16 protein-coding genes are annotated in these 21,544 nt (G+C 59.8%); 9 read left to right on the top strand and 7 right to left on the bottom strand.

Going from position 1 to position 21,544, the window contains the following annotated elements; genetic code table 11:
* Window positions 1-234: 234 nt before the first annotated feature.
* Window positions 235-1,008 (bottom strand): DUF6690 family protein, encoded by a 774-nt coding sequence (locus Mal65_RS04510; protein ID WP_145294097.1) that lies wholly within the window; start codon window positions 1,006-1,008, stop codon window positions 235-237.
* Window positions 1,009-1,209: 201 nt separating this feature from the next.
* Between Mal65_RS04510 and Mal65_RS04505 the strand changes: the two genes are divergently transcribed.
* Window positions 1,210-2,478, top strand: a complete 1,269-nt coding sequence (locus tag Mal65_RS04505) for an SAM-dependent methyltransferase (protein ID WP_165701064.1) — start codon at window positions 1,210-1,212, stop codon at window positions 2,476-2,478.
* Between the two features lie 179 nt (window positions 2,479-2,657).
* Window positions 2,658-5,414 (top strand): hypothetical protein, encoded by a 2,757-nt coding sequence (locus Mal65_RS04500; RefSeq protein WP_145294092.1) that lies wholly within the window; start codon window positions 2,658-2,660, stop codon window positions 5,412-5,414.
* Between the two features lie 42 nt (window positions 5,415-5,456).
* Here Mal65_RS04500 and Mal65_RS04495 read toward each other — a convergent pair whose 3' ends face one another.
* The gene (locus Mal65_RS04495) at window positions 5,457-6,203 is read right to left on the bottom strand and encodes an SDR family NAD(P)-dependent oxidoreductase (RefSeq protein ID WP_145294090.1); all 747 of its coding nucleotides are present in this window, start codon (window positions 6,201-6,203) and stop codon (window positions 5,457-5,459) included.
* Between the two features lie 679 nt (window positions 6,204-6,882).
* Here Mal65_RS04495 and Mal65_RS04490 point away from each other — a divergent pair.
* Together Mal65_RS04490 and Mal65_RS04485 are read left to right on the top strand one after the other, a co-directional pair.
* Window positions 6,883-7,206 carry a hypothetical protein gene (locus Mal65_RS04490; protein WP_145294087.1) on the top strand — a complete coding sequence of 108 codons (324 nt, stop codon included), beginning with the start codon at window positions 6,883-6,885 and terminating at the stop codon, window positions 7,204-7,206.
* 176 nt (window positions 7,207-7,382) lie between these two features.
* Window positions 7,383-8,693, top strand: a complete 1,311-nt coding sequence (locus Mal65_RS04485) for a hypothetical protein (protein ID WP_196784558.1) — start codon at window positions 7,383-7,385, stop codon at window positions 8,691-8,693.
* Here Mal65_RS04485 and Mal65_RS04480 read toward each other — a convergent pair.
* A complete protein-coding gene (locus tag Mal65_RS04480) occupies window positions 8,687-8,923 on the bottom strand; it encodes a hypothetical protein (RefSeq protein WP_145294084.1) in 237 nt (78 codons plus the stop codon). The two genes, Mal65_RS04485 and Mal65_RS04480, sit on opposite strands and share 7 nt — an antisense overlap.
* On the opposite strand from Mal65_RS04480, the gene Mal65_RS04475 reads away from it, so the two are divergent.
* Window positions 8,922-10,235, top strand: a complete 1,314-nt coding sequence (locus Mal65_RS04475; RefSeq protein WP_145294081.1) for a beta-ketoacyl-[acyl-carrier-protein] synthase family protein — start codon at window positions 8,922-8,924, stop codon at window positions 10,233-10,235. The genes Mal65_RS04480 and Mal65_RS04475 overlap by 2 nt on opposite strands.
* Before the next feature lie 411 nt (window positions 10,236-10,646).
* The gene (locus tag Mal65_RS04470) at window positions 10,647-12,242 is read left to right on the top strand and encodes a SpoIIE family protein phosphatase (protein ID WP_165701063.1); all 1,596 of its coding nucleotides are present in this window, start codon (window positions 10,647-10,649) and stop codon (window positions 12,240-12,242) included.
* A 102-nt stretch (window positions 12,243-12,344) separates the two neighbouring features.
* Here the strand turns inward: Mal65_RS04470 and Mal65_RS04465 are convergent, their stop codons facing one another.
* From Mal65_RS04465 to Mal65_RS04455, 3 genes are all read right to left on the bottom strand, one after another.
* Entirely contained in the window at window positions 12,345-13,226 is an 882-nt protein-coding gene (locus tag Mal65_RS04465) for a PEP-CTERM sorting domain-containing protein (RefSeq protein ID WP_165701062.1), read from the bottom strand.
* 252 nt (window positions 13,227-13,478) lie between these two features.
* Entirely contained in the window at window positions 13,479-15,494 is a 2,016-nt protein-coding gene (locus Mal65_RS04460; RefSeq protein WP_145294072.1) for an ATP-dependent helicase, read from the bottom strand.
* A 114-nt stretch (window positions 15,495-15,608) separates the two neighbouring features.
* Window positions 15,609-16,235 carry a hypothetical protein gene (locus Mal65_RS04455; RefSeq protein ID WP_145294070.1) on the bottom strand — a complete coding sequence of 209 codons (627 nt, stop codon included), beginning with the start codon at window positions 16,233-16,235 and terminating at the stop codon, window positions 15,609-15,611.
* Window positions 16,236-16,410: 175 nt separating this feature from the next.
* Between Mal65_RS04455 and ispD the strand changes: the two genes are divergently transcribed.
* Complete coding sequence (ispD, locus tag Mal65_RS04450) at window positions 16,411-17,274, top strand: 2-C-methyl-D-erythritol 4-phosphate cytidylyltransferase (RefSeq protein ID WP_196784557.1); 864 nt, start codon at window positions 16,411-16,413, stop codon at window positions 17,272-17,274.
* An 85-nt stretch (window positions 17,275-17,359) separates the two neighbouring features.
* Entirely contained in the window at window positions 17,360-18,637 is a 1,278-nt protein-coding gene (gene tyrS, locus Mal65_RS04445; protein WP_196784556.1) for a tyrosine--tRNA ligase, read from the top strand.
* Between the two features lie 9 nt (window positions 18,638-18,646).
* Here the strand turns inward: tyrS and Mal65_RS04440 are convergent, their stop codons facing one another.
* A complete protein-coding gene (locus tag Mal65_RS04440; RefSeq protein ID WP_145294064.1) occupies window positions 18,647-19,627 on the bottom strand; it encodes a hypothetical protein in 981 nt (326 codons plus the stop codon).
* A 397-nt stretch (window positions 19,628-20,024) separates the two neighbouring features.
* On the opposite strand from Mal65_RS04440, the gene Mal65_RS04435 reads away from it, so the two are divergent.
* Window positions 20,025-21,341, top strand: a complete 1,317-nt coding sequence (locus tag Mal65_RS04435; RefSeq protein WP_145294061.1) for an amidohydrolase family protein — start codon at window positions 20,025-20,027, stop codon at window positions 21,339-21,341.
* Window positions 21,342-21,544 lie beyond the last annotated feature (203 nt).

Below are 21,544 nucleotides of genomic sequence, written 5' to 3'. Positions count from 1 at the left end.
ATCAAAATCCCGGCGATCGTCGCCGAACCGAGCGTTGATTGGCCCTGATCCTTCTATCGGTCATTAACACCGAACTAGACCGCCTAGTTCCGGCGTTAACGCGGTAAAACACATCCGTAACCGAAGTATGGAGTCAGAGAGAACCTTCAGTGTTTGCAATGCGGATTCAGCTTGAAGAAAAGCGACAAAGGACCGCACCTCCACTGGGCCAAAACCGCCCCACCACAACGGCGATCACCAACGTCCGGTGTTGCGATCGGCGTGGATGATCCGCTGTGCTTCTTCGCTGATCCCGTACCCCAAGTTGGGTTGGTTCAGTTCAATGAACACCGTGTACTTCTGGTGCACCGCGTCGGAGTAAACGACGGGGGCGTGAGTGAGCCGCAAGAACTGAACCGGCATGCCGTTCCAGCGTTTGGTGTACACACCGGCTTCCAAAGTCGGTTCAGGCTGCAAGCCATAGAACTGCGTCATCGCTTGGATCAACCGAGAAGGATCGCCGGTAAATCCGTGCAATTGGATGCGTTGAAGCACTCCGCCGTGATCGAAGTAATAGGTCAGTGTTCCGGCCATGTCGCTTGCCTGGGTCCCCGTCACGATTGGAACACGAAGGCCTTCCAATCGCGTGTCGGCCAAGACCGTGCTGACGCGAGCGAAACGCTCGATCACCCACCGATCATTGATGTCGAACCGCAGCACTTCACGCAGATCAGGGATCTGACCGCCCACCAGCGAATTGTCGTCTTCCAAGGCGGGCAATGATCCGCCAAGCTTGCGAGTCAAATCCGCTTCATAGCGATATCGCTGTGGATCTTGCGCCCGCAACGCTTCGACCTCATGATGCGAATGGATCGCGTATTCATCCGAAAAGTTGACCGTCGAACCGTCCGTCGAAACCATTTGCACGACGGCATCGGAGGCACCGCGACCAAGGTCGGTTTCGGTCACCACGTAGGGTGTTCCGGCGGCGGTGATGATAAGAGCTGCTAGCCTGGTGCGTTTGAACATGACGATGTCGTTGCAACGAACGAAGTAGGTTGGGAGAGAGGAGACGACGGCACGGGCGTCCGTGGACGATGCATCATCCACAGCCGAACGGGCGCTGCGGGTCATCGAATTGTTTCGGCAGCAAAGACGCGGCGACTGTGAATCATGTCACCCACCTTGCGTGACCGATGCGTTTGCGACCACCGTTACGACCCGAACAACATGATTTCCGAACAAGCTCACCAAGCGTTGGCCGCCCTTTGTAAGCAGCACCCCGACGGGAATATCCCGGCCTCCGGTGCATTGATTCGTCAACTGAAGCAACAGCTCGGTGGCGACGCGGTTCACCAATGCGTCGCCGTTGCCATGCTGCAACCGAAAGCCAGACGCAAGTTCGGCGATGGCATTTGGTGGGCCACCGAAAGATCGTTGCAACAGGCGACGCCATCGCAAGTTGCAAAAATCAAATCGAATTGGCTGCTTGATTCAGCCGGCCCGGAATGTCGAATCGTCGACGCCTGCTGTGGCATGGGCGGCGACACACTGGAATTGGCTCGTGCCGCAAGGGACCGTCGATGGAAATCGCCCGTCCTGGCGGTCGATCAGGACGAAACCCTGCTGCACATGTTGGAACAAAACGCCGCGCAATCGGGACTGTCGGACTGGGTCCGTCCACTGCAACAAGACGTGCAATCGGTTCCGCTGGACGATCGCTGCGTTCTGCATATCGATCCGGATCGTCGAGCCACGCCGGGCGGACGCACGGTTCATCCGGAAGCCTATTCGCCGCGGTGGGACGAATTCGTGCCTATCGCCGTGCAATCACGATCGGCCGCAATCAAATTTGCTCCCGCCGCACGATTGCAGCCTTTGATCGACGAGACCGAATCACTGCAACAGTGCCCGATGCACCGCAGCTGGTTCTCCTGGCGTGGCGACGTCCGGGAGCAAACGCTGTGGATTGGGTCCGTGGTCCAGACGGCGGGCTTGGCCGAATCATCCGTTTCGGCGGTGGTCGTGCGTGGCGACGGCAGCTTGCGCCACTTCGCACCCAGCGAATCCGAATCGGTGGACGAAAACGCGGTCCCAATCATTGCATCGATTGGCGAGGGCGATTGGATGGTCGATCCCGATTCTGCAATACGGGCGGCCGGGTTGACCACCGCGTTTGCACATCGAATCGGTGCCGGGCTGTTGCACCGGGCCAGCGGGTTTCTGTGTGTTCAAGACGCGGCACGGGATATCGCTGGCGATCTAGCCGGATTTGCGATTCATGGACGCGTGATCTGGGCGGGAACCGCCGACGATCGCAAGTTACGCAAGCTGTTGCGTCAAAACGATTGGTTCCCGCAAGCAATCAAGGTCCGCGGCACCGATCACAATCCCTCGTCACTACAAAAGCGTTATCGCGAATGCGGTCAAACGCCGATCACGTTATGGATTGGCCGCCAAGGCAAGCGGGTTTTCGCCGCGGCAACCGAAGTTTTGTGATGATCATCCGGCACAATCGCTACAGCCGATAAGCTTCGCGTGGTCACGTTGCTTTTTGGCATCATCCGACGTTGCGTTTTCGCATCATCGTCACCAACGGCGTGGTAGGTTTCGACGGCCGAACTCTGTTCGTCCCGAAAGCTTTACCAGATCGACAGGAATGTCCAAGCGCCGAAGTGATGAACGTGTCCATTGCAATCACCGCCGATACCCCGGAATCATCGTCGCGACGACGACGAGGGCTCCGGTGCATCGCCGTGTTGGTGCCGCTTTTGGTGGTCGCCGCGTTGGGAGGATGCAGCCGTCTTCGATTGCCGGCGGTGGATCCGACCGGCAGTTGCCTGTTCCAACCACTGCCCACCACGACATCTTTGGCATTGCCGTGCACCAATGGCGAAGGCTGTCAGTGCATGCGTTGCTTGTCGGGCATCGGAGACTGCTTGGGAAATTGCCCGCTATTCCAAACGCCCAATCCGGCTTTTGAAACTCCGGTCGATCCGCCCGATTGCTTGGAACCCGCACCGGCCGGTGTGGCGGCAAGCGACGAACCCTGCGTTCCCGGCCCCGGGTGCAGCGGATCCTGCGCCACCGGACCGCCGGCGGTTCTGTTGGGTGCCGAAATCGATTCCGATCCGGCAACCTTGCCCCAGCGTGGACAGCGCGGCTGCATTTTGCTGACACCCCAAAAGATCATCGCACCGGTCGGTGGTGAGGTGATTCTGATGTCCGGCATTTGTGGTACCGATGGCTACCTGCAAATGGGCCAGCCTTTGGAATGGATGCTGTCACCCGAAAGCGTCGGACAATTCATCGACGTCGGTGATGATGATCCAGGCTTGCTGCACAAATTGGCCGGCATCAAGACATCTGAAAAGAAAGATCCGGGCTTTGCTCGTGGTGTGACCAGCACCAAGGCTGCCTTGATCACCCGCGGCAATCTGGATCCGCGTGACGATGTGAAGTTGGAAAAGGGTCAAACCTGGCTTTCGATCAACAGCCCGACCGAAGGCGTCAGCCGCGTTACGGTGCTGGCCCCGGAAAGCGATTGCTGGGACCAACGCAAAGCGACCGCAACGATCTACTGGATCGATGCCGTCGTTCAATTCCCGGCAACGCAAATCGTCCCCGCGGGAAGCCCTGTTTCGTTGACCACGCGTGTGATGCGAAGCGAAAACAATATTCCCGCCAAAGGTTGGCGCGTTCGCTATCAGCTTCGCCAAGGCGACCTGGCACGTTTCGGTGGCACCGAAGGTTCCGACGTCGTGGAAGTCGAAGTCGACGAAAACGGCAACGCGACCGCCGAACTGCTGCCGATCGAAGGCACCTCCGGCACCGCCGATATCGACATCAGCGTCATCCGGCCCGGCGGGCAAACCGACAACATGCCGACACTGACCCTGCGTCGCGGACAAACACGCGTGACGTGGAGTTCCCCGCAACTGCGCGTCGAAGCGTTCGGCCCCGAAGTCGCCGGTTATGAGCAACCGTACGTGGTCAAGGCGATCGTGTCGAATCCTGGTGACCAACCGGTGACCGACGTGCAGATCACGCTGAATAAACCCGACGGCGTCGTATTGGGCACCCAAGACCAGTTCGCCGTGGTCACGCCGGGCCAAATCGTCTGGAACGTGCCTCGGATCGAACCCCAGACCGAGCTGGAAATCCTGGCCGATGTGACCGCACGCAACAGCAACATCCTGACCTTCGTCGCTCGTGGCGAACCCGGTTTGGCCTCCCAAGCCGCCGTGCGGACCAACGTTTACCAGCCATCGCTAAGTATCGAAGTTCGGCCGCGACAGGACCGCGTGGAAGTCGGCCAGACCGCGGTGTTTGACGTCCTGGTTCGTAACACCGGTGACCGTCCGCTCAGCAATGTCTTGCTGCGTGCCGAAGGCGACCAAGCCATGACTCACCTGCAAACCCAAGAACGTGTGGGTGAAAGCCCACGTGAAGAAGGACCGCTGCAGGCGGGCGGCGTATGGGAAAGCATGGTCGAATACGTGCCGTCCGAGCCCGGGCAACGATGCATCACGGTTCAGGTTACCGCCGACGGCGGGCAACGGGACGCCGCGGAATCATGCATCATCGCGATCAATCCGGTTCCGCCGACGCCCGCGATGTCGGTCACCCTGGAATCCAACGAATCGTTCACCGTCGGCGAAACGCGATTCTTCAACGGGCGTGTGACCAACACCGGTCAAGTTCCGCTGGAAGACGTCCGTGCCGTGATGGTGTTTGACCCGCAACTGCAATTGCAACAAGCAACGCGTGGTGCCGATCAGTCTCGCTTGGGCGAATATCTGGTTTCGTGGGCGATCGGCCGCATGGAGCCGGGCCAGTCGGTATTGCTGCAAGGGCAATTCCTGGTGATCGCACCATCGGATCGATGCCAAGTCATCTTCACCGCAGAATCCGACCAGGGGGCCCGTGGCGAAGACAGCCGGATCGTCCGCATCGCTGCGGGCGCCAACGCCGGTCCACCAGAATCGCCATCGGATCGCCCGGGTTTGCCGCCGACCGTTCCAAATACGAATCCACCCGCGGCCGGCAATCCGCAGGCCGGCGGCCCGCTTCAGCTGAACGTTCAACAACGTGAAATCAGCCCCCGGGCCAATCTGCCGATTCCCTACACGGTCACCATCACCAACAACACCACCGCCGTCGAAAGCGACGTGACCCTGGACATCATCGTCCCCGCGGGGGTTCGGGTTGAAAGCATCTATCCGACGCAAAATCCATCCGCCAATCAGTTCACCCGTTTCGGCGATCGTGTTTCGCCCGAACCGATCCGCAGCTTGTTGGCGGGTGAATCGTTGCAGTACCAGCTGACGGTGACCAGCACGATCCCGCAGGACTTTCAACTGGTCGTCGAAGCCACCAGCAACCGATCTTCGGCCGCCACCCGCGCCGTCGCGCAGACTCGCGTCACCCAGTAGCCCTCGAGCTCCGGTGCAATGCGATGCAACGAAAACTGCGTCTCATGATTTCACTGATTTGATCGACGACAAGCCGCCATCGACGGCAATCTCTTGTCCGGTGATCCAAGTCTGGTCGGGATGCAATAGCCAGACAATCAACGACGCGATGTCCGTCGCCGCGCCCAAGCGGCCCAGCGGGTGCATCGCCAGACTGGCCGCTGCGGCGCGTTCGTTGCCCCAGACTTTTTCGCTGACCGGCGTTTGGACCAGACCGGGTGACACCGTGTTGATACGAATTCCCGCGCCGGCGTAGGTCGCCGCGGCGGATCTTGCCAATGCAGCGACGCCTGCTTTGGCCGCGGCAATCGCTTCGTGATTGGCCAAACCAACGTCAGCCGCGGCGCTGCCCATCAGCACCACCGATCCACCACCACCACGACGCAAAATCGGCGCAACCGCTTTGATCAGCCCAAAGGCGGTGGTCACATTTTGGGCGATCGTTTCCTGATATTCGTCGAAACCCGTGATGTGTGCGGGTTTCAGCAACACCGATCCGGCCAGATTCACCGCCCCGTGTAGTCCGCCGTGGGTTTCCACACACTCCTGAGCCGCTTGGGCCAACGCATCCCAATCTTGGGCGTCGGCGACTCTGTGCGGTTGTCCCAGTTCCGTCGCCAAAGCCTGAAGAGGTCCGCTCGTCCGACCGACCAACATCAATCGGTGACCCTGAGCCACCAAACGACGACAAACTTCGGTACCGATGCCACCGGCGGCACCGACGACAAGCTGAACGGGAGACGATTCCATGGGGTTGGTTTCTGGGGCGAAGGGAAGCCGTTGGAAACACAAGCGGTGCAAAGGACAGGTTGGCTGCCCCATTACCGTACCGGGTGGGCAATCGCCGGCCCCTGATCCACCGACAGCCGACGTGTTCACGCTTGCGATCGGTGGCCATTCCCCCCCGCCATTGGTCGCATCTCCGGATGTAACGCCTGGTCGCATTGAAGCTTTCGATCCAACTGGCGCGCTCATTCGCACAACGACGTTCGTTTGCAGCAAGCCAATCATGACTGTGAAGCCGATGGTATCCGGCGCACCAGTTACACCTCGTACAAGGGCGAAACCGGGAATCGTCGTTTTTCGCTGGGCGTCGGTCCGATGCATTTAGGGAAGCGACGCTCGTCCGCCTTTTCGAATCTTGCCAGGACGTGAACCCAGACCTCCGATCAAGTCCACCCATTGCCGCGTCGGCGTGCGGGTGAACGGTCATGAACGGATCACGGTTTTCACACCGACGGCATCGACGGCGGCATTCGTAGTCCTGAGTGCTCCGCGGAACACGACCTTTGGGTGACCCTCCCTAACAGCCCATCTGGTTTACCAATCGCGAAGCCGACGAATGCCGCCGCCGACCGTCCTGGACGGATGCGGACGTCGATGAACGCCACCGATCGCACGAATCCCTCCCGCCGAAATCGGAGACACCATGGCCAAGAAAGACACATTTCGCGTCGTCACACGCGGCGGCGACGGATCGTTGTTGATTCGCGACTACCCGACGCTGGATCCGTTGATGGACCAGCACACGCAAATCGGAATCGACGATTGCAGCACAGACCTGGCACTGCGTGGCATGCCCGTGTTTCGCGGATTGATCGGTCCGATGCCCGAGGGCAAGCATGTGGTCCGCTACGAATCGCCCGACGTTTTCGAAGCCCTGACCAAAGAATGGGGTGCGACCAAGCCCAAACGTCGTCGACGCCGCGCGGCCAATAAAGATGCCGCCGAAACCACGGCCGCCGCATCTTGATTGGACGCAATCGACGAACGTCGAAACCGAAACCTTCATAACGCCAGCCCTGCCGACGAGCCTGATTCGTCGGCAGGGTTTCGTTTTTGATTCGTCTTGATTCGGGAATCGGGAAACTCGTATAGCCGGGGATGAAATCGTCCACCCGACACGCGAGATCCCCGGGAATCCCATCGATGCTTCGATCGGTCACGCTGCTCAGCCTCTGTTTCGCCCTGTTGATCGTCCTGACCGGCGAACCGACCGTGGCACAGAACTTCCAGATGCCCAGTAGTCCATCGGTGGGCAGCGAAGGCTTCACCAGCCGCGCTCCGGCCCCAAACGCCCAAGCGAATCCGGCTGCCAGCACCGCTCGGGCCCCCAGCACTGCGCCACAAGCCTCCCCACAAAGACCTCCCCAGCAACGCAACCAAGGCACCGCCACCAGCCAGTTGGGCCAGGGCGGGAACAACAACGCCTTGCTGGCGGCCGCCGCGGCCAGCGGAAAGCTGCCCTCCACCCACGGCCAGTACCTGGAACGATACGACTTGCGTCCCTACACGGGCTATCTGACCAAGATGGATCACCCGCAACAGGCGATCGTCGATTGGATCGTCCGCGAAACCGGCAGTGACGCTTGGTTCCACGAACCATTCGGCTACATGAGCGCAAGTCGCGATGAATTGCTGGTCTACCACAGCCCGGCCATGCACGAAGTGGTCAGCGGAATCGTCGATCGTTTTGTTGCCGGCGAGAAAGACCCTCAGGTTTTGCACCTCCGCGTGATGACCGTCGGCAGCCCCAATTGGCGCAGCCGAGCCCACTTGCTGATGCAACACGTTTCGGTCGATTCACCGGGGGTACAGGCCTGGCTTTTGACCAAAGAAAACGCCGCCGTGGTGATGAGCCAGTTGCGTGCCCGCACCGACGTCCGCCAAGTCCAAGCGTTGGACCTGATCACCCAAAACGGTCAGTCGCAAAAGCTGGCCAGCACCCGCGGGCGTAACTACATCCGCAACGTCCGCCCGGCCCCCACCGGATGGCCACCCTACGAACCGGAAACCGGCGAAATTCAAGAAGGCTATCGACTGGAACTCAGCCCGCTGCTCAGCGTCGACGGCCGGACCATCGACTGTGTGCTGAAAGCCGACATTGATCAAGTCGACAAACTGGTCCCCGTTGACTTGGACCTGCCCCTGCCCAATGCGCAAACGCACCGGGCACGAATCGATGTGCCGCAAGTCGTCAGTTGGCGTTTGCACGAACGGTTTCGCTGGCAAAGCGACATGGTCTTGCTGCTGTCGTGCGGCGTCGTGGCCAGCCCCGAACGTCAATCCTCACCGCTGCCATTCTTGAACACCAACGTGTTCACCGGCACAACGGTCGGTCGCGCTGACGCGCTGATGTTCGTCGAATTCCGGGGGCGAGCCAGCGAGAACCTGACCACCACACCGCTGGTCCCGCAAATGGCCAGCCAGCCGGGTGCCCCCAACCGCGGTCGTTACTGATTCTTGCCCCCGTTTTTGTCGCTGCCCCACCACACCTCCGCTGCCGTCAGCGATCTGCCACCGCATTGGGAAATGCTGTCGGTGGCCGTCCCGATCCGACCATTCCACAGATTGCCGCATCCCCGTGTGGCCCGCATGTGAAAATGACGTGGGATCGCTAGAATGCCCGCTTTGCCACGCTCGCGGCGTTGATCATCGCGGACCCGACGATTCTTCTTTGACACGTTCATGCACACCGATCCCTCGCAACGCATCGTTATCACCGGACTGGGTGTCGTCACGCCATTGGGTAACGACATCGAACCTTTGTTGTCCGGCCTACGCGAAGGCCGTTCGGGGATCCGCACGCTGACCCGTGTGCCCTTGGGCGTGCTGCCCGTCAACCACGGTGCCGAAGCGGCGGAGTTCACCGGCCACATCGACGATTACGGCCCCCTGGATAAAACCGTCAAACGGAACATCCGCAAGGGCAGCAAAGTGATGTGCCGCGAAATTGAAATGGGCGTCGCGGTCGCCCAGCGTGCGATGGCCGACGCGGGGTTCACCCATGAAGCCTTCGATCGTGACCGGACCGGCGTGGTCTATGGATGCGACTACATCATGTCGTTGCCCGATGAATACGCCGCCGGCATGAAAGCGTGTTTGGACGGTGAAGGCCAATTCAGCTTCACGCGTTGGGGCGAACAGGGGCTGCCGAAAGTCAATCCGCTTTGGCTGCTGAAGTACCTGCCCAATATGCCCGCCAGTCACATCGCGATCTACAACGATCTGCGTGGTGCGAACAATTCGATCACCGTTCGCGAAGCATCGGCCGGCAATGCGATCGGCGAAGCTTACTCAACACTGCGGCGGGGTCACGCCGACGCGTTGGTGGTCGGATCGACCGGATCACGGATCCACCCGCTGCGAACGTTGCATGCTTCGATGCAAGAATCCTTGGCATCGGACCGTGACGATTGTGAATCGATGAGCCGTCCGTTCAATCGCGACCGCGACGGCGGCGTGCTGGGCGAAGGTGCCGGCGCGATGATGCTGGAAACGCTGGCTCACGCGGAAAAACGCGGCGCCAAAATCCTGGGCGAAGTTGTCGGCTATGGAAGCAGTGCCGTCGGGCCGGCGGCGGGTGACGATTACCTGAAAACCGCAATCGTCAACGTGTTGCGCGCCGCTCTAGGAACGACCAGCCCGAACCAAATCGGGCATATCAACGCCCACGGCTTGGGCACACCGCAATCCGATGCGGGGGAAGCGGCCGCGATCGCCCAAGTCTTTGGCGACGCGTCATCCCAACCGCCGGTGACGACCGTCAAAGGCCACTTCGGCAACTTGGGTGCCGGCGGCGGAATGGTCGAAGCAATCGCCAGCCTTTGCTCACTGGGCGATGACCTGTTTCCGATCCGCAACTTGACCGACTTGGATTCGAACTGTCCGATCAATGCGGTCACCGGATCGGGAATCCCATCCGGCGATTCTTTCATCAGCGTCAACGTGACGCCGCAAGGCCAAGCCAGCAGCGTTCACATCCGCCGCTTCGCCGCCTAGTTAAGCGTTGTTGTTCTGAATCGCTTGGCCACCGTCGCGTGATCGATGCAACGGTGGCGTCTGGATCGATTAGTCCGATTGTGCCTGCGTCGTCGTGATTTAGGCGATGCCCATCGACTTTTCCGGTCAGCTTGACCGTGCCGCTGCGCCGATGCCTGTTTCTGAACCAGGACCAGTTCACGCCGCGTTGCAATGAAACCGTGGCGTCATGTGGCTAGGAAGCCGTGCTGTACCCACGACCGGAATGTGACTCCCTTCATAGGCGTGACATTCCAAGCAACGGAATCCTCGCTCGTGTCAAAGTCTGATCAACGCCCTCATCATCTGCGTCTCCACATCAACCGTGGCGACGATTCAACGACGATCGCCACTTCCACACGACGTCGATCTTCTCGACGCAGCGGATCCAAAGTGCGATCCGGATCTCACCTGGCCAACAACGATGCGATCGATCGTTTCCTGCGTGCCTACACGGACGTGACGGGCTGGCGTCTGGATGACGGCGATGCGGCCATGAAGGGATTGAAAGGCCCCAGTTTTCAACTGACCGCCGACGATGCGTTCGACGCGATGATGACCGCCGAAGACTTTGATTCGGGGATCCTGCCGGCAATCGGAAAAGCCGACGCCGAAAAATTGGCCGCCGCCGCAGCCGAACTGACGCGCCAATTGACCGACAGCCAAGCGGCCCTGCGTTGTCGCGAAGCGGAACTGGCGGTGCTGGAATCCAAGTTCGGACGTGCCAGCGTCAAAATTCCATCGATCGCCGATGAACTGCAACGGATCTTGTCCGACGGTGTGGCGGCAACCGGCTTCGACGCCGCCGCGTTGTACTTGCTGAACGAGGATACGACGGAGCTGAAACTTCGGTGCCTGTTCGGCCTGGATCCACGACGGTTGCTGGCCCCGCCCCGCGACCTGGCCGATTGCCGTGCGGATCTGGAAGCGATGGTGTGTGGCGTTTGTACAATCGAAAACCAGCACGCCGTCTTGATGGACACTTGGAACTGCCCGGAAAGCGAATTCGGTCGCGCGATCTGTGCGACTGTCAATGCGGATGACCTTCCGCTGGGAACGCTGTGGCTGTACGGCCAACAACCCGTCGACGAAATCAGTGATGCCCAGGCGGCCGCCGCACGCCTGACAGCATCGCAGATCGCCAATGAAATGAATCGTGTGTCCATCACGGGCGACGCACCAGACATTGCACCGTCGTCATCCGAATCTGGTCCGACGATTCGTATCGCCGACGTCACCGAATCAGCCACGGACAAACAAGTGACGGCGCGGCCCGATCGTGCCGACGACGCATCGCTGGCATCACACCTGAATCGCCTGGCCGCCTGGCAATACGAAACCTTGGCGATTGGAACGCGAATCAGCGAAGACTTGTATGTCGATGGATTGATCGAGTCCCCCAAAACCTGGGCCGTCGGATGGCATCACTGGGACGTCTTGCCCGACGGCATGGTCGCCTGGCTGATGGCCGAAGCGAACGATCCGACCACCGCCGGCGCAATGACCGCCGCATTCGCAAAGGCTGCAGCGATCGCGCACCTGGGATACCGACATGATCTGTCGGGACTGCTGCGACGTGTCGGCGACAGCTTGTGGCAAATGGGGGTCACCGGCCAAACCTGTTCGCTGATGTACGCCCGGCTTTCGCCTGACAGTGGCGAAGGTGAAATCGTTGCGGCTGGAAACTTGTCCGCCATGATCGGCGGTGCATTCGGCTATCGACCGTTGATCGCGGCGAACCATCGCCCGTTGGCGACCGATTTTGATCCCAGCTTTGCCGAATCTGAGTTTCAATTGCAGCCTGGCGAATCACTGTTGGGTTACAACGCAGGCCTTGTCGAATCCACCACCGCGGATCACCTCGGCGGGCTGCTTCGCAAGTCGTCGCGTGGCGGATCACGACGTCCTCTTGCACGCATCGCCAAGGACCTGGATGGCACCCGGCTTCTCTCCGAGCGATCCGCTGCCGTGATCACTCGCCGCGACTAAAGACTTTCTGTCGTCTTTCACCAGCGCACAAAAAATGGGCTCGCCGGAATCAACCGACGAGCCCTTGCTGTGCCTTAGCACGGTCAGCTTTTTGCCAACCGATCAAGCAATCTTCTTGCGACGCACGCGGCGTGCAACCCAGCCACCACCAGCCATCAAGGCAAACGCAAACGATGACGGTTCTGGTACCGCCGTTGCCGTAAAGGTCCCCGTTTGGAAATCATCAATGATGTAATTCTCTGTCACGCCTCCGGTCGGAGTTCCGCTGAACGTGATCTTCACGCGGTTGAAATTTCCAGGATCTGGTAACACTCCAGGACGCTCGTACCCAACAAATCGAGGGACCATTGAAGACCCACCGGTAATACCGAGATCCTCGTGGATGAGAAAATCGCCATCCGACCTAGTTTGCAGATACTGCACGTCAACTGATACGCCAGCCGAGACGATCAAGTCAAAAGCAACCGCGTCCATGTAGGCAGGATCTCCGGCAACGCCACCATCGGGTGCAGGAGTATTTCCGAATCGAAAATCGATAAACACGGTCTCGGGACCGGAGAAGACTGTGCCACCAGTACCGGTCACACCATTTGAAATACGTTGATCGGGTCCATCGAGCGGGCTACCGCCGGACGAAATCGCATTTCTACGAAGGACTGGGTTTGGGTATCCGCTACCTGATCCACCGTCGTTGAAGTAGACCCCACCCGCGACGGAGGAATCTTCGTAACTGAAGAAGATCGAGGGGTTCAACGAAGTCGAGTTCAATTGTGTCGTAACTTGTTGGACACCTTCGGGATTCTGGAAATTCCAACCGGAACCCAGACCATCCGTTTCGAATGTCACGACCTGAGAAGCAGACGTCGTCATATCGTTGATGTCGTCAACGATCCCCACAGATTCGCTGATCGCCCCTTGTGAGTAACTCGCAAAGAAAAGCGTCGCTGTGGCTGACAGTACTAGTGTCGAAAAATTCACTCTCATTGCTGGTCGTCTCAAAGCTGAAGATTTTGGGGGGGATGGCCGGCGAAGGGACCCCGTTCCATGCATCGACCGATGCTAGGAACTTAATCCGAGTTTGACGGCTATTCAACGCGACAAACGCCCCAAGCCGCAGGATGTGCTCACAAGAAAGTGATCGCGGGGTAAGATTTTCACGCTAGGCCGACACCCTGCCTTGCTCAAACCCCGCGTTTTACGCATTCATTTCGACGACAATCGGGCGTTTTCCAGGGTTTATCTTCTCTGAAAACCCGCACTTTTTTTTCGAAACTTTTTCGGATTTTCTGCCTTCCCCGTGATTTCGTACAGAAAGGGGCTGGGGACGGTCGGACGTGCTTTCCCCCATTTGCGGCGTGTCAGCGAAAGCGACAGCGTCAACTTCTCCTGCGCACGGGTGATGCCGACGTAGCACAGTCGGCGTTCTTCGGCGATGTCTTCTTCCACCCCGCTTTTGACGCTGCGGCTGTGCGGCAGGATGCCTTCTTCCAACCCCACCATGTAAACGACCGGAAATTCCAGTCCTTTGGCGGCGTGCATCGTCAGCAGCCAGACCGAATTCTTTAGAGCCAACTTGTCTTTTTCGTTCCCCATCTCGCGTCCCGACAACGCAATGTCCGCCAAGAATCCTGTCAGGTCCGCTTCCTCGCGAGAATCTTCGAAGGCCGAAACCGCGTTGGCCAGTTCGCCCACCGACGCCGAGCGAGCGTCCCGTTCGTTGGGGTCTTCATAGTTGCGGGCGATTTCATCCATGTAGGCGGTCCGAGCCAACAAGGTCTCCATCGCTTTTCCGATCCCCTCCCCATTGGCCCGATCAGTCACGTCACGCTGGATCGCGATCAAGTCGTTGATGCCGCGAAGTGCCTGGCTGTTCAAGCCTTCGATCGAATGGGCGTCATGCATGACCGACCAAATCGGCTGGCCACGCCGCACCGCATGCTCCATCAGCGTGGAAATCGTCTTTTTGCTAATTCCACGCGCCGGCTTGTTGATGATCCGCAACAGTGCGACCTCGTCATCCGGTTGGGCGACCCATTTCAAATAAGCCACAACATCACGGACTTCGGTACGATCGAAAAACGACTGTGATCCCAGCATCACGTAAGGCACGTCGGCTTTGCGAAGCTCCGTTTCGAACAACCGCGGCTGTTCGTTGGTCCGAAACAGAATTGCGATGTCACGTGGCTGGATGTGTTCGTTTTCGATCAGGTGCTTGATTTCACTGACAGTGACTTTGGCTTCGGCAATTTCGTCCTTGTGCTGCAGGATGCGCGGCCGTGGGCCTTGGGGCCGACTGGGCTTGAGAATTTTGTCGTGCCGATGGGTGTTGAAGGCGATCAAACGGTTGGCCATCTCCAGGATCGCACCGGTGCTGCGGTAATTGTCCTCCAGCCAGACCACTTTGGCATCGTCCCAGTCGTCCGCAAAGCTAAGGATGTGCGAGACGTCCGCGCCGCGCCAGGCATAGATCGACTGATCGTCGTCACCCACGACGCACAGGTTTCGGTGACGCATCGCCAAGTGCTTGGTGATCCGATACTGACACCCGTTGGTGTCCTGGTATTCGTCGACCAGCACATGGTCATACCGCCCGGCCTCTTCGTCACGAATATCGGGATGCTGGTCAAACAGCATTTCGGTGTGCAGCAACAGATCGTCAAAATCCATTGCCCCGCGAAGCCGCAAGCCTTCTTGGTATCGACGGTACCCCGACGCGGCGAAGTGTTCCTTGTCGGTCGACGCCACCGACGTCGATTCTTCCGGATGGATTCCCGCGTTCTTCCATCCGCCAATGATCGACAGCATGTCGGCCGGTTTGAGCGCCGTGTTGGGCAAACGCAGTTCGCGCAGAATCCCGCGAGCCAGCGATTCCTGGTCGCTGCGGTCATAGATGCTGAACTTCGCCGGAAACCCGATCGCCGGGGCGTGTCGACGCAGAATTTGAACACACTGGGCGTGGAAAGTGCTGATCATCGGCTTGGGCGGTGCCTTTTCACCGCGGCGTTTTCGCCGACCTTTGATTCCCAGCAATTCCGCCACGCGTTCTTGCATTTCACCGGCCGCTTTGTTGGTGAACGTCACGGCCAGGATGCGATCCGGCGCGGTGCCGTGCCGGATCAGATTGGCGATGCGGAAGGTCACCACGCGAGTTTTGCCGGTTCCCGCGCCCGCCAGCACCAACATGGGGCCGCTCAGCGTGCGCACCGCTTCGGCTTGCGGGGGATTCAACCCCGACAAATTGAATTCAGACAATTCGTTTGCCTTCGATCCGTCGTCGACAGTACCAAGCGGAAAAGGCGGCAAAGCGGTGACGTCATCACCGCCTGTACCGCCGCAAAGTCATCAGGGAAAAGCAGAAGAGACGGCCTATCGCAATCGATCACGATCCGGGACCAAGCTTGCCCCGCCGTTGGCCAACGGGATCAGCGTTCCCGTTTGCGGTTTGCGTGAATTCTGCATCGCTTGGCTGAACGGCACGGCGAAGCACACGAAGTTGCCGGTCGAAGTGTCCAGCACATACAAGACCGACGGTGCCAAACGTTGGTTGGCCGATCCCTGAAAGTTGGCCGCACCGGTCACCATGATGTACTTGCCACCTTTACCACCGGTGCCCAGCGCATCGTTGACGTTGGCCGTAAAACTGGCCATGAACTGGTTCAACCGAGGATAGATCACGTGGCACTGCAGCAGGCCGCTGTTGTGATCCAGTACGAACAAGCCTTCGGCGCGATCGCTGATCGGTCCCGTGGCGATGCTGTAATCTTCGCTAGCGACCGCGGCGGTCGCATCGATCAACGGCAGCGAATCCAAATCAACGGTCGCGTTCTGGGATTGCCGACCGGCGAAAAACGCGGCTCCCAATCCGGCCACGGCCACCAATGCCGCACCGGCAAACCACAGACGCCGAAGTCCGCCACAGCAACCGGTCACGGGGCTGGTCGGCTGGTCGCCGGGCATCGCGTCAACCACTGGCAATCGACTTGAGTCAGACATCGTTCGCTCGGCTCCGAAGAAAAGCGGGGACAGGGCAGGATTGTGGGTTTGAATTTCACAGGTCAAAGGTCGGCAACGTGGATTTCAGCCCGCGCCACAGTGCGGCTTCGCACCGCGATCGACCCCCGACATCATTGTATGGCCGCAGCGATCACTTTACGATTCGCGCCATTGAATGCAAACCCTGTCGCCGACCAACGCATGGCAAAGACCGACGATCGGCCCGCCGAACAGCCCCATCGAAACGATGCCAGACCGTGCCCCCGATGCCTCCGACGAACGTCCCGAACGGCCGAAGAGTGAATTTGACGCGACCGATCGATCGCAGCGAGACATCTGTGTGATCTTGCCGGCCGGCGGCAGCGGTCGTCGATTCGCGTCGTCGGACAATAAAGTCTTTGCGGCTTTGGCAGGGATCCCGCTGTGGATCCATACCGCACGGCGACTTTGCCGATCATCGCAAGTTTGCCAGCTGATCGTGGCGGCGTCCCCGACCGATCAGCCCACGTTTCGGCAGCACCTGGAACGCTGGCCGCTGCCACGCCCGGTCGAAATCGTCGACGGCGGCCGCGAACGATTTGACAGCGTCCGAAACGCGATCGCCGCCGTGGACACCGGCACGGCCAACTGGATCGCCATCCACGATGCCGCCCGACCGTTGGTCCCGACGTCGGACATCGCTTCAGTCTTTCGCGCCGCGCGAGAAACCGGCGCGGCCATTTTGGCCAGCCCCTTGGCCGGATCGATCAAGCGTGACATCGGCCAGGATTGCCGCAACGTCGATCGACGCGACCTGTGGATGGCACTGACACCCCAGGTTTTCAAGCTGGACTGGATTCGTGAGGCTTATCAGCGTCATCGCGGCTTCCCGGTCACCGATGACGCGGCGATGGTCGAAGCAATGGGGCGACCGGTGCAACTGGTCCAGGGGTCACCGGCCAACCTGAAAATCACCTACCCGGACGATCTCGCCGTCGCCGAAGCCCTGATGCGAGCCCAAACGCATGATGCCCCGAACAGCTCCGGTGCAACACACTGAAACCGAACCGCCGATCCATCGCCAGATGATTTGGCTCCGACGATCCGCTTCAAAAACGTACGCCTTTTAAAAGCACCTGATAACCGTGAACAGCCTGTTAGAAGATCTTCAGTGGCGTGGCCTGATCCACCAATGCACCGACCAAGACGCGTTGTCCAAATTGCTGGATTCCGGGTCGCAAACGATCTACATCGGCTTTGACCCGACGGCAACCAGCCTGCACGTCGGTGGGCTGATGCAATTGATGATGCTGCGTCGCTTTCAACGTGCCGGCCACCGCCCCATCGCCTTGGTCGGCGGCGCCACCGGCATGATCGGCGACCCCAGTGGCAAGAGCGAAGAAAGGAACCTGCAAACCGCCGACCAACTGGAACGCAACGTCGCGGGGGTCGAAGCACAGATGCGACAGTTCCTGGATTTCGACGGCGATGACGGCGCGATCCTGTTGAACAACTATCAATGGATGAAGGATTACAGCTACCTGGAATTCCTGCGCGACGTCGGCAAGAACTTTCCCGTCGGCACGATGCTTGGCAAAGATTCGGTCCGCTCGCGACTGGGCAGCGATGCGGGCCTGAGCTACACCGAGTTCAGTTACATGCTGTTGCAAGCCTATGACTTCGTCTACTTGGCCCAACATCACGGATGTCAAATCCAGGCCGGCGGAAGCGACCAATGGGGCAACGTCACCGCGGGGATCGACCTGGGCCGACGGATGCTGGGCAAGACGCTTTACGGATTCACCGCGCCGTTGCTGACGACCAGCGATGGTCGAAAGATGGGCAAGACGGAAAGCGGCGCGATCTGGTTGGATCCCCAGCGAACCAGCCCCTACGCGTTCTATCAGTACTGGATCAACGTCGAAGACGCCGATGTGATGAAGTGCATCGCGTACCTGACAGAAATTGAGCGTGAGGAATACGAATCGCTCAAAAGCGACACGGAATCCAACCCGGGCGCCCGCACCGCACAAAAGCGATTGGCCCAGTGGATGACTGAATTTGTCCACGGACAACAAGGTCTGGATTCGGCCCAACGCGCATCGAAAATCCTGTTCGGTGGCGAAATCGGCGACGCAGATGACGCTCAGTTGAAAGAGATCTTTGCGGACGTCCCCAGCGAAACGGTGCCCCGCGACCGCTTGGCGGGTGAAGGCCTGTGGATCGTCGAAGCCTTGCAGATCTCAGGTCTGGTATCCAGCAGCGGCGAAGCCCGGCGTGCGATCAAGGAAGGCGGCGTCTATGTGAACAACCAGCGCGCCGGCGATCAGCAGATGAAGCTGACCACCGATGACTTGGCAAGCGAATCGATGTTGGTTTTACGCCGCGGCAAACGCAAGTACTCGCTGTTGCGTTTCGAATAGCCGGACCGATCATTCGCCGCGGTGATACAAGCGGTTGAAACGGTCGGGATCAAACGGGTCGCCGACCGGCGGCAATCGCGATGGTTGATCCGAGCTTACTTCGCTTGTGAATTCCGTCGTCGATTCCTTTGCTTGCCAATCATCCCGGCCGGTCACTTCATCAGGCGCACCATCACTTGCACCGGAGTCAGTTTCCGGCGTGGGACGGTCGCGAATCCATTCTCGCAGACTGTCCACCAGTGCTTTTTCACTGGACTTGATCGGTGGTTGCCCGGCACCACCGTGCGCGGTTGTCGCCAATTCAATGAACGACGCACCGCCGGTGCGATCCAACAGAGCCAGCAAGCCGTCTAGATTGCGACGCGTGCCATCGGTCGATGGTCGGCGACCACCACCGGGTACGACCATCTTCCAAGCCAAATCACCGGTGTGGCTGTGACACCCACCACATCGGTTGATCAACAGCGGCTGGATCCGACGCGTGAACTGGATTTGTTCTTCATTGTGTCGGCGACTTGCAGAACGTCGACCGGGGGCCGCGATCGGATCGTCAGTGTGATAGGCCACCGGACGAATTTCCGGATCACCACCGGACCCATCGGGCGGCGTTTGCGAATCGGAAGCGGCAACCGCTTGGGCGATGTCATGTGTTTCAGCAGTCTGCGTCGCACGCAGCCGTCGAATCTGTTGTCGTAAAACGGCGACTTGGCGATTGCCGGGATCGAAGCGGTCGATTTCCGCAAGTGCCATCAGGGCATGGTGCCACAAGCCGTACCGCAAACACCATCGCGCGTCGGCCAAGCGGGTTTCGACACGATCACCGCGTCGATGAGCCACTCGGTACTGATAAATCTGTTCAATCGAATCCGCCCAGCATTTCACATTCTGGTAGGGCACCGTCAGCGAGGCGCCGGCGTCCTGTCGGATCTCCACCTTGGAACCGACCTGTTTCGCGACCCCAAAGATCACGTTCTCGTTGCTCAGCAACACGCAGGGCCGGGATTCAACGCCAGAAGCAGAATCCGACGATTCCAATTCCGCAGCGAATCCGGCAACACCGAAGCACAGCGAAAGGGCGCACAGAAAACCGGCGTGAAGTAAATCGAACGCCGTTGCGCATCGCCCCCTGCGGTCTTCATGTTGCGACGACGCGTCGGCTGTCCGTGGGAACGGGCGATGGCATGGCTGGTCGAGACGTTGGATCCGGTGCAGTTTCATGCACGGTGGCTATCAAACGATGGCGGTCGAAGTCAAGATTTTCTTGACGCTCGGCCGTTCAGCGTGCTGGTCTGTTCGACGCAGGTGACCGGACGAACCGCCATGCTTTTCATCAGGCCCAGCTCAGCAGGCCCAGCTCAGCAGGCACAGCTCAACAGGCACAGCAACGATGCACCTTTCCGGCCAACTGCTACGACTTCGCATCCCCGACCGTGGCCCCGATCGATCCGGCCAACCGGGCCACGCCACCGGTGGCGACAGTCCCGCCGATTCAGCACTCGACCGCCAAGTTCCGTTTGATTCACACCCCGTCGAACTGGTCCCCGGCCAAATCTGGATCCAGGACGGGCGGATCGAAAGCGTCACGTGGGGTCAAACCAGCAAAGATGCGGACCTGGGGGGGGATGACTGTGTGATCATGCCGGGGCTGGTGGACGCCCATCTTCACTTGCCGCAGTTCGACGTCATCGGTGCCCACGGGACCACGCTCCTTCGCTGGCTGAACGAATCCGTCTTTCCCGCCGAATCCCTGTGGTCCGCCCCCGAGTACGCCGCGGCGATGACCGAACGTGTGATACGACAACTGCATGGCGTGGGCACAACGGCGATTGCCGCCTACGCGACCGTTCACCACCAGGGGACGATGGCGGCCCTACGAACGGCCCAAAGGATGGGCGTGAAAGGAGTGATCGGCCAAGTCTTGATGGATCGCGACGCCCCCGAAACTTGGCTGAAAGATTCCGACCGCCAGATCGAAACCGCGGCGGAGACCTTGGACGCCTTTCCGCCCGGATCCGCGTTGTCAGCGGCCGTCACCCCACGATTCGCCGTCGCCTGTTCGATGGATCTGCTGCAGCGTGCCGGTGCGCTCGCGAAACAAACCCGAGCCATCGTGCAAACCCACTTGGCCGAAACGGTCGCCGAGTGCGATTTGGTTTCCCAGCGTTTCGATGGCCTGGATTACTCCAGCGTTTATGACCAGGCGGGACTTTTGCATCCGCGATCCATCCTGGGCCACGGGATCCACTTGGATGAAAACCAGAGGCGAAGGCTGGCGGATCGCGGTGCCCACATTGCCCATTGTCCGACGGCCAACAGTTTTCTGCGTTCAGGTGTGATGAATCTAGAAACACTGATCGAATCGGGCGTTTCCGTTGGCTTGGGCAGCGATATCGGTGCCGGGTACGAACGCAGCATGGTCCGCGTCGCCCGCGCAATGATCGAAGCGGCCGCTTCGATCGGCCGGCGATTTCCGACGGCAGCCCAGGCTTGGTGGCAGATCACCCACGGCAACGCCCGACTGATCGGCATGCCGCGCGGTGAACGCCTGTCGCCGGGCCGACCGGCCGACCTGATCATCGTGCGGCCGGATGACGATTGGCACAGTCGCCTCGCGGATCCGTTGGCGGGTCTGATGTTTGGTTGGGACGATCGCTGGGTCCGGCAAACGATCGTCGACGGCCGGATCGTCCATTCGTCGCGCTGAGCCACATCGGACGACATTCGCAGGCGGAGAAACGTGCAACCATCGGCCAAGGTATCGGGTTCGCCTTCCCAAGAACGGTCGGCCTGGACAGAATACCCAGCCAACATCCCTCGCTCGCGTGCGGGCCAGGTTGCGGCCGACCGTTCCCCGTTGCCCGCCACCGACCTTCCATCGGCCTCGCACGCTTCGTCCAAGCACCGCCC

Origin of the sequence: Crateriforma conspicua (genome assembly GCF_007752935.1) — a bacterium.
GTDB lineage: Bacteria > Planctomycetota > Planctomycetia > Pirellulales > Pirellulaceae > Crateriforma > Crateriforma conspicua.
This window is presented reverse-complemented; position numbering and strand designations above follow the sequence as displayed.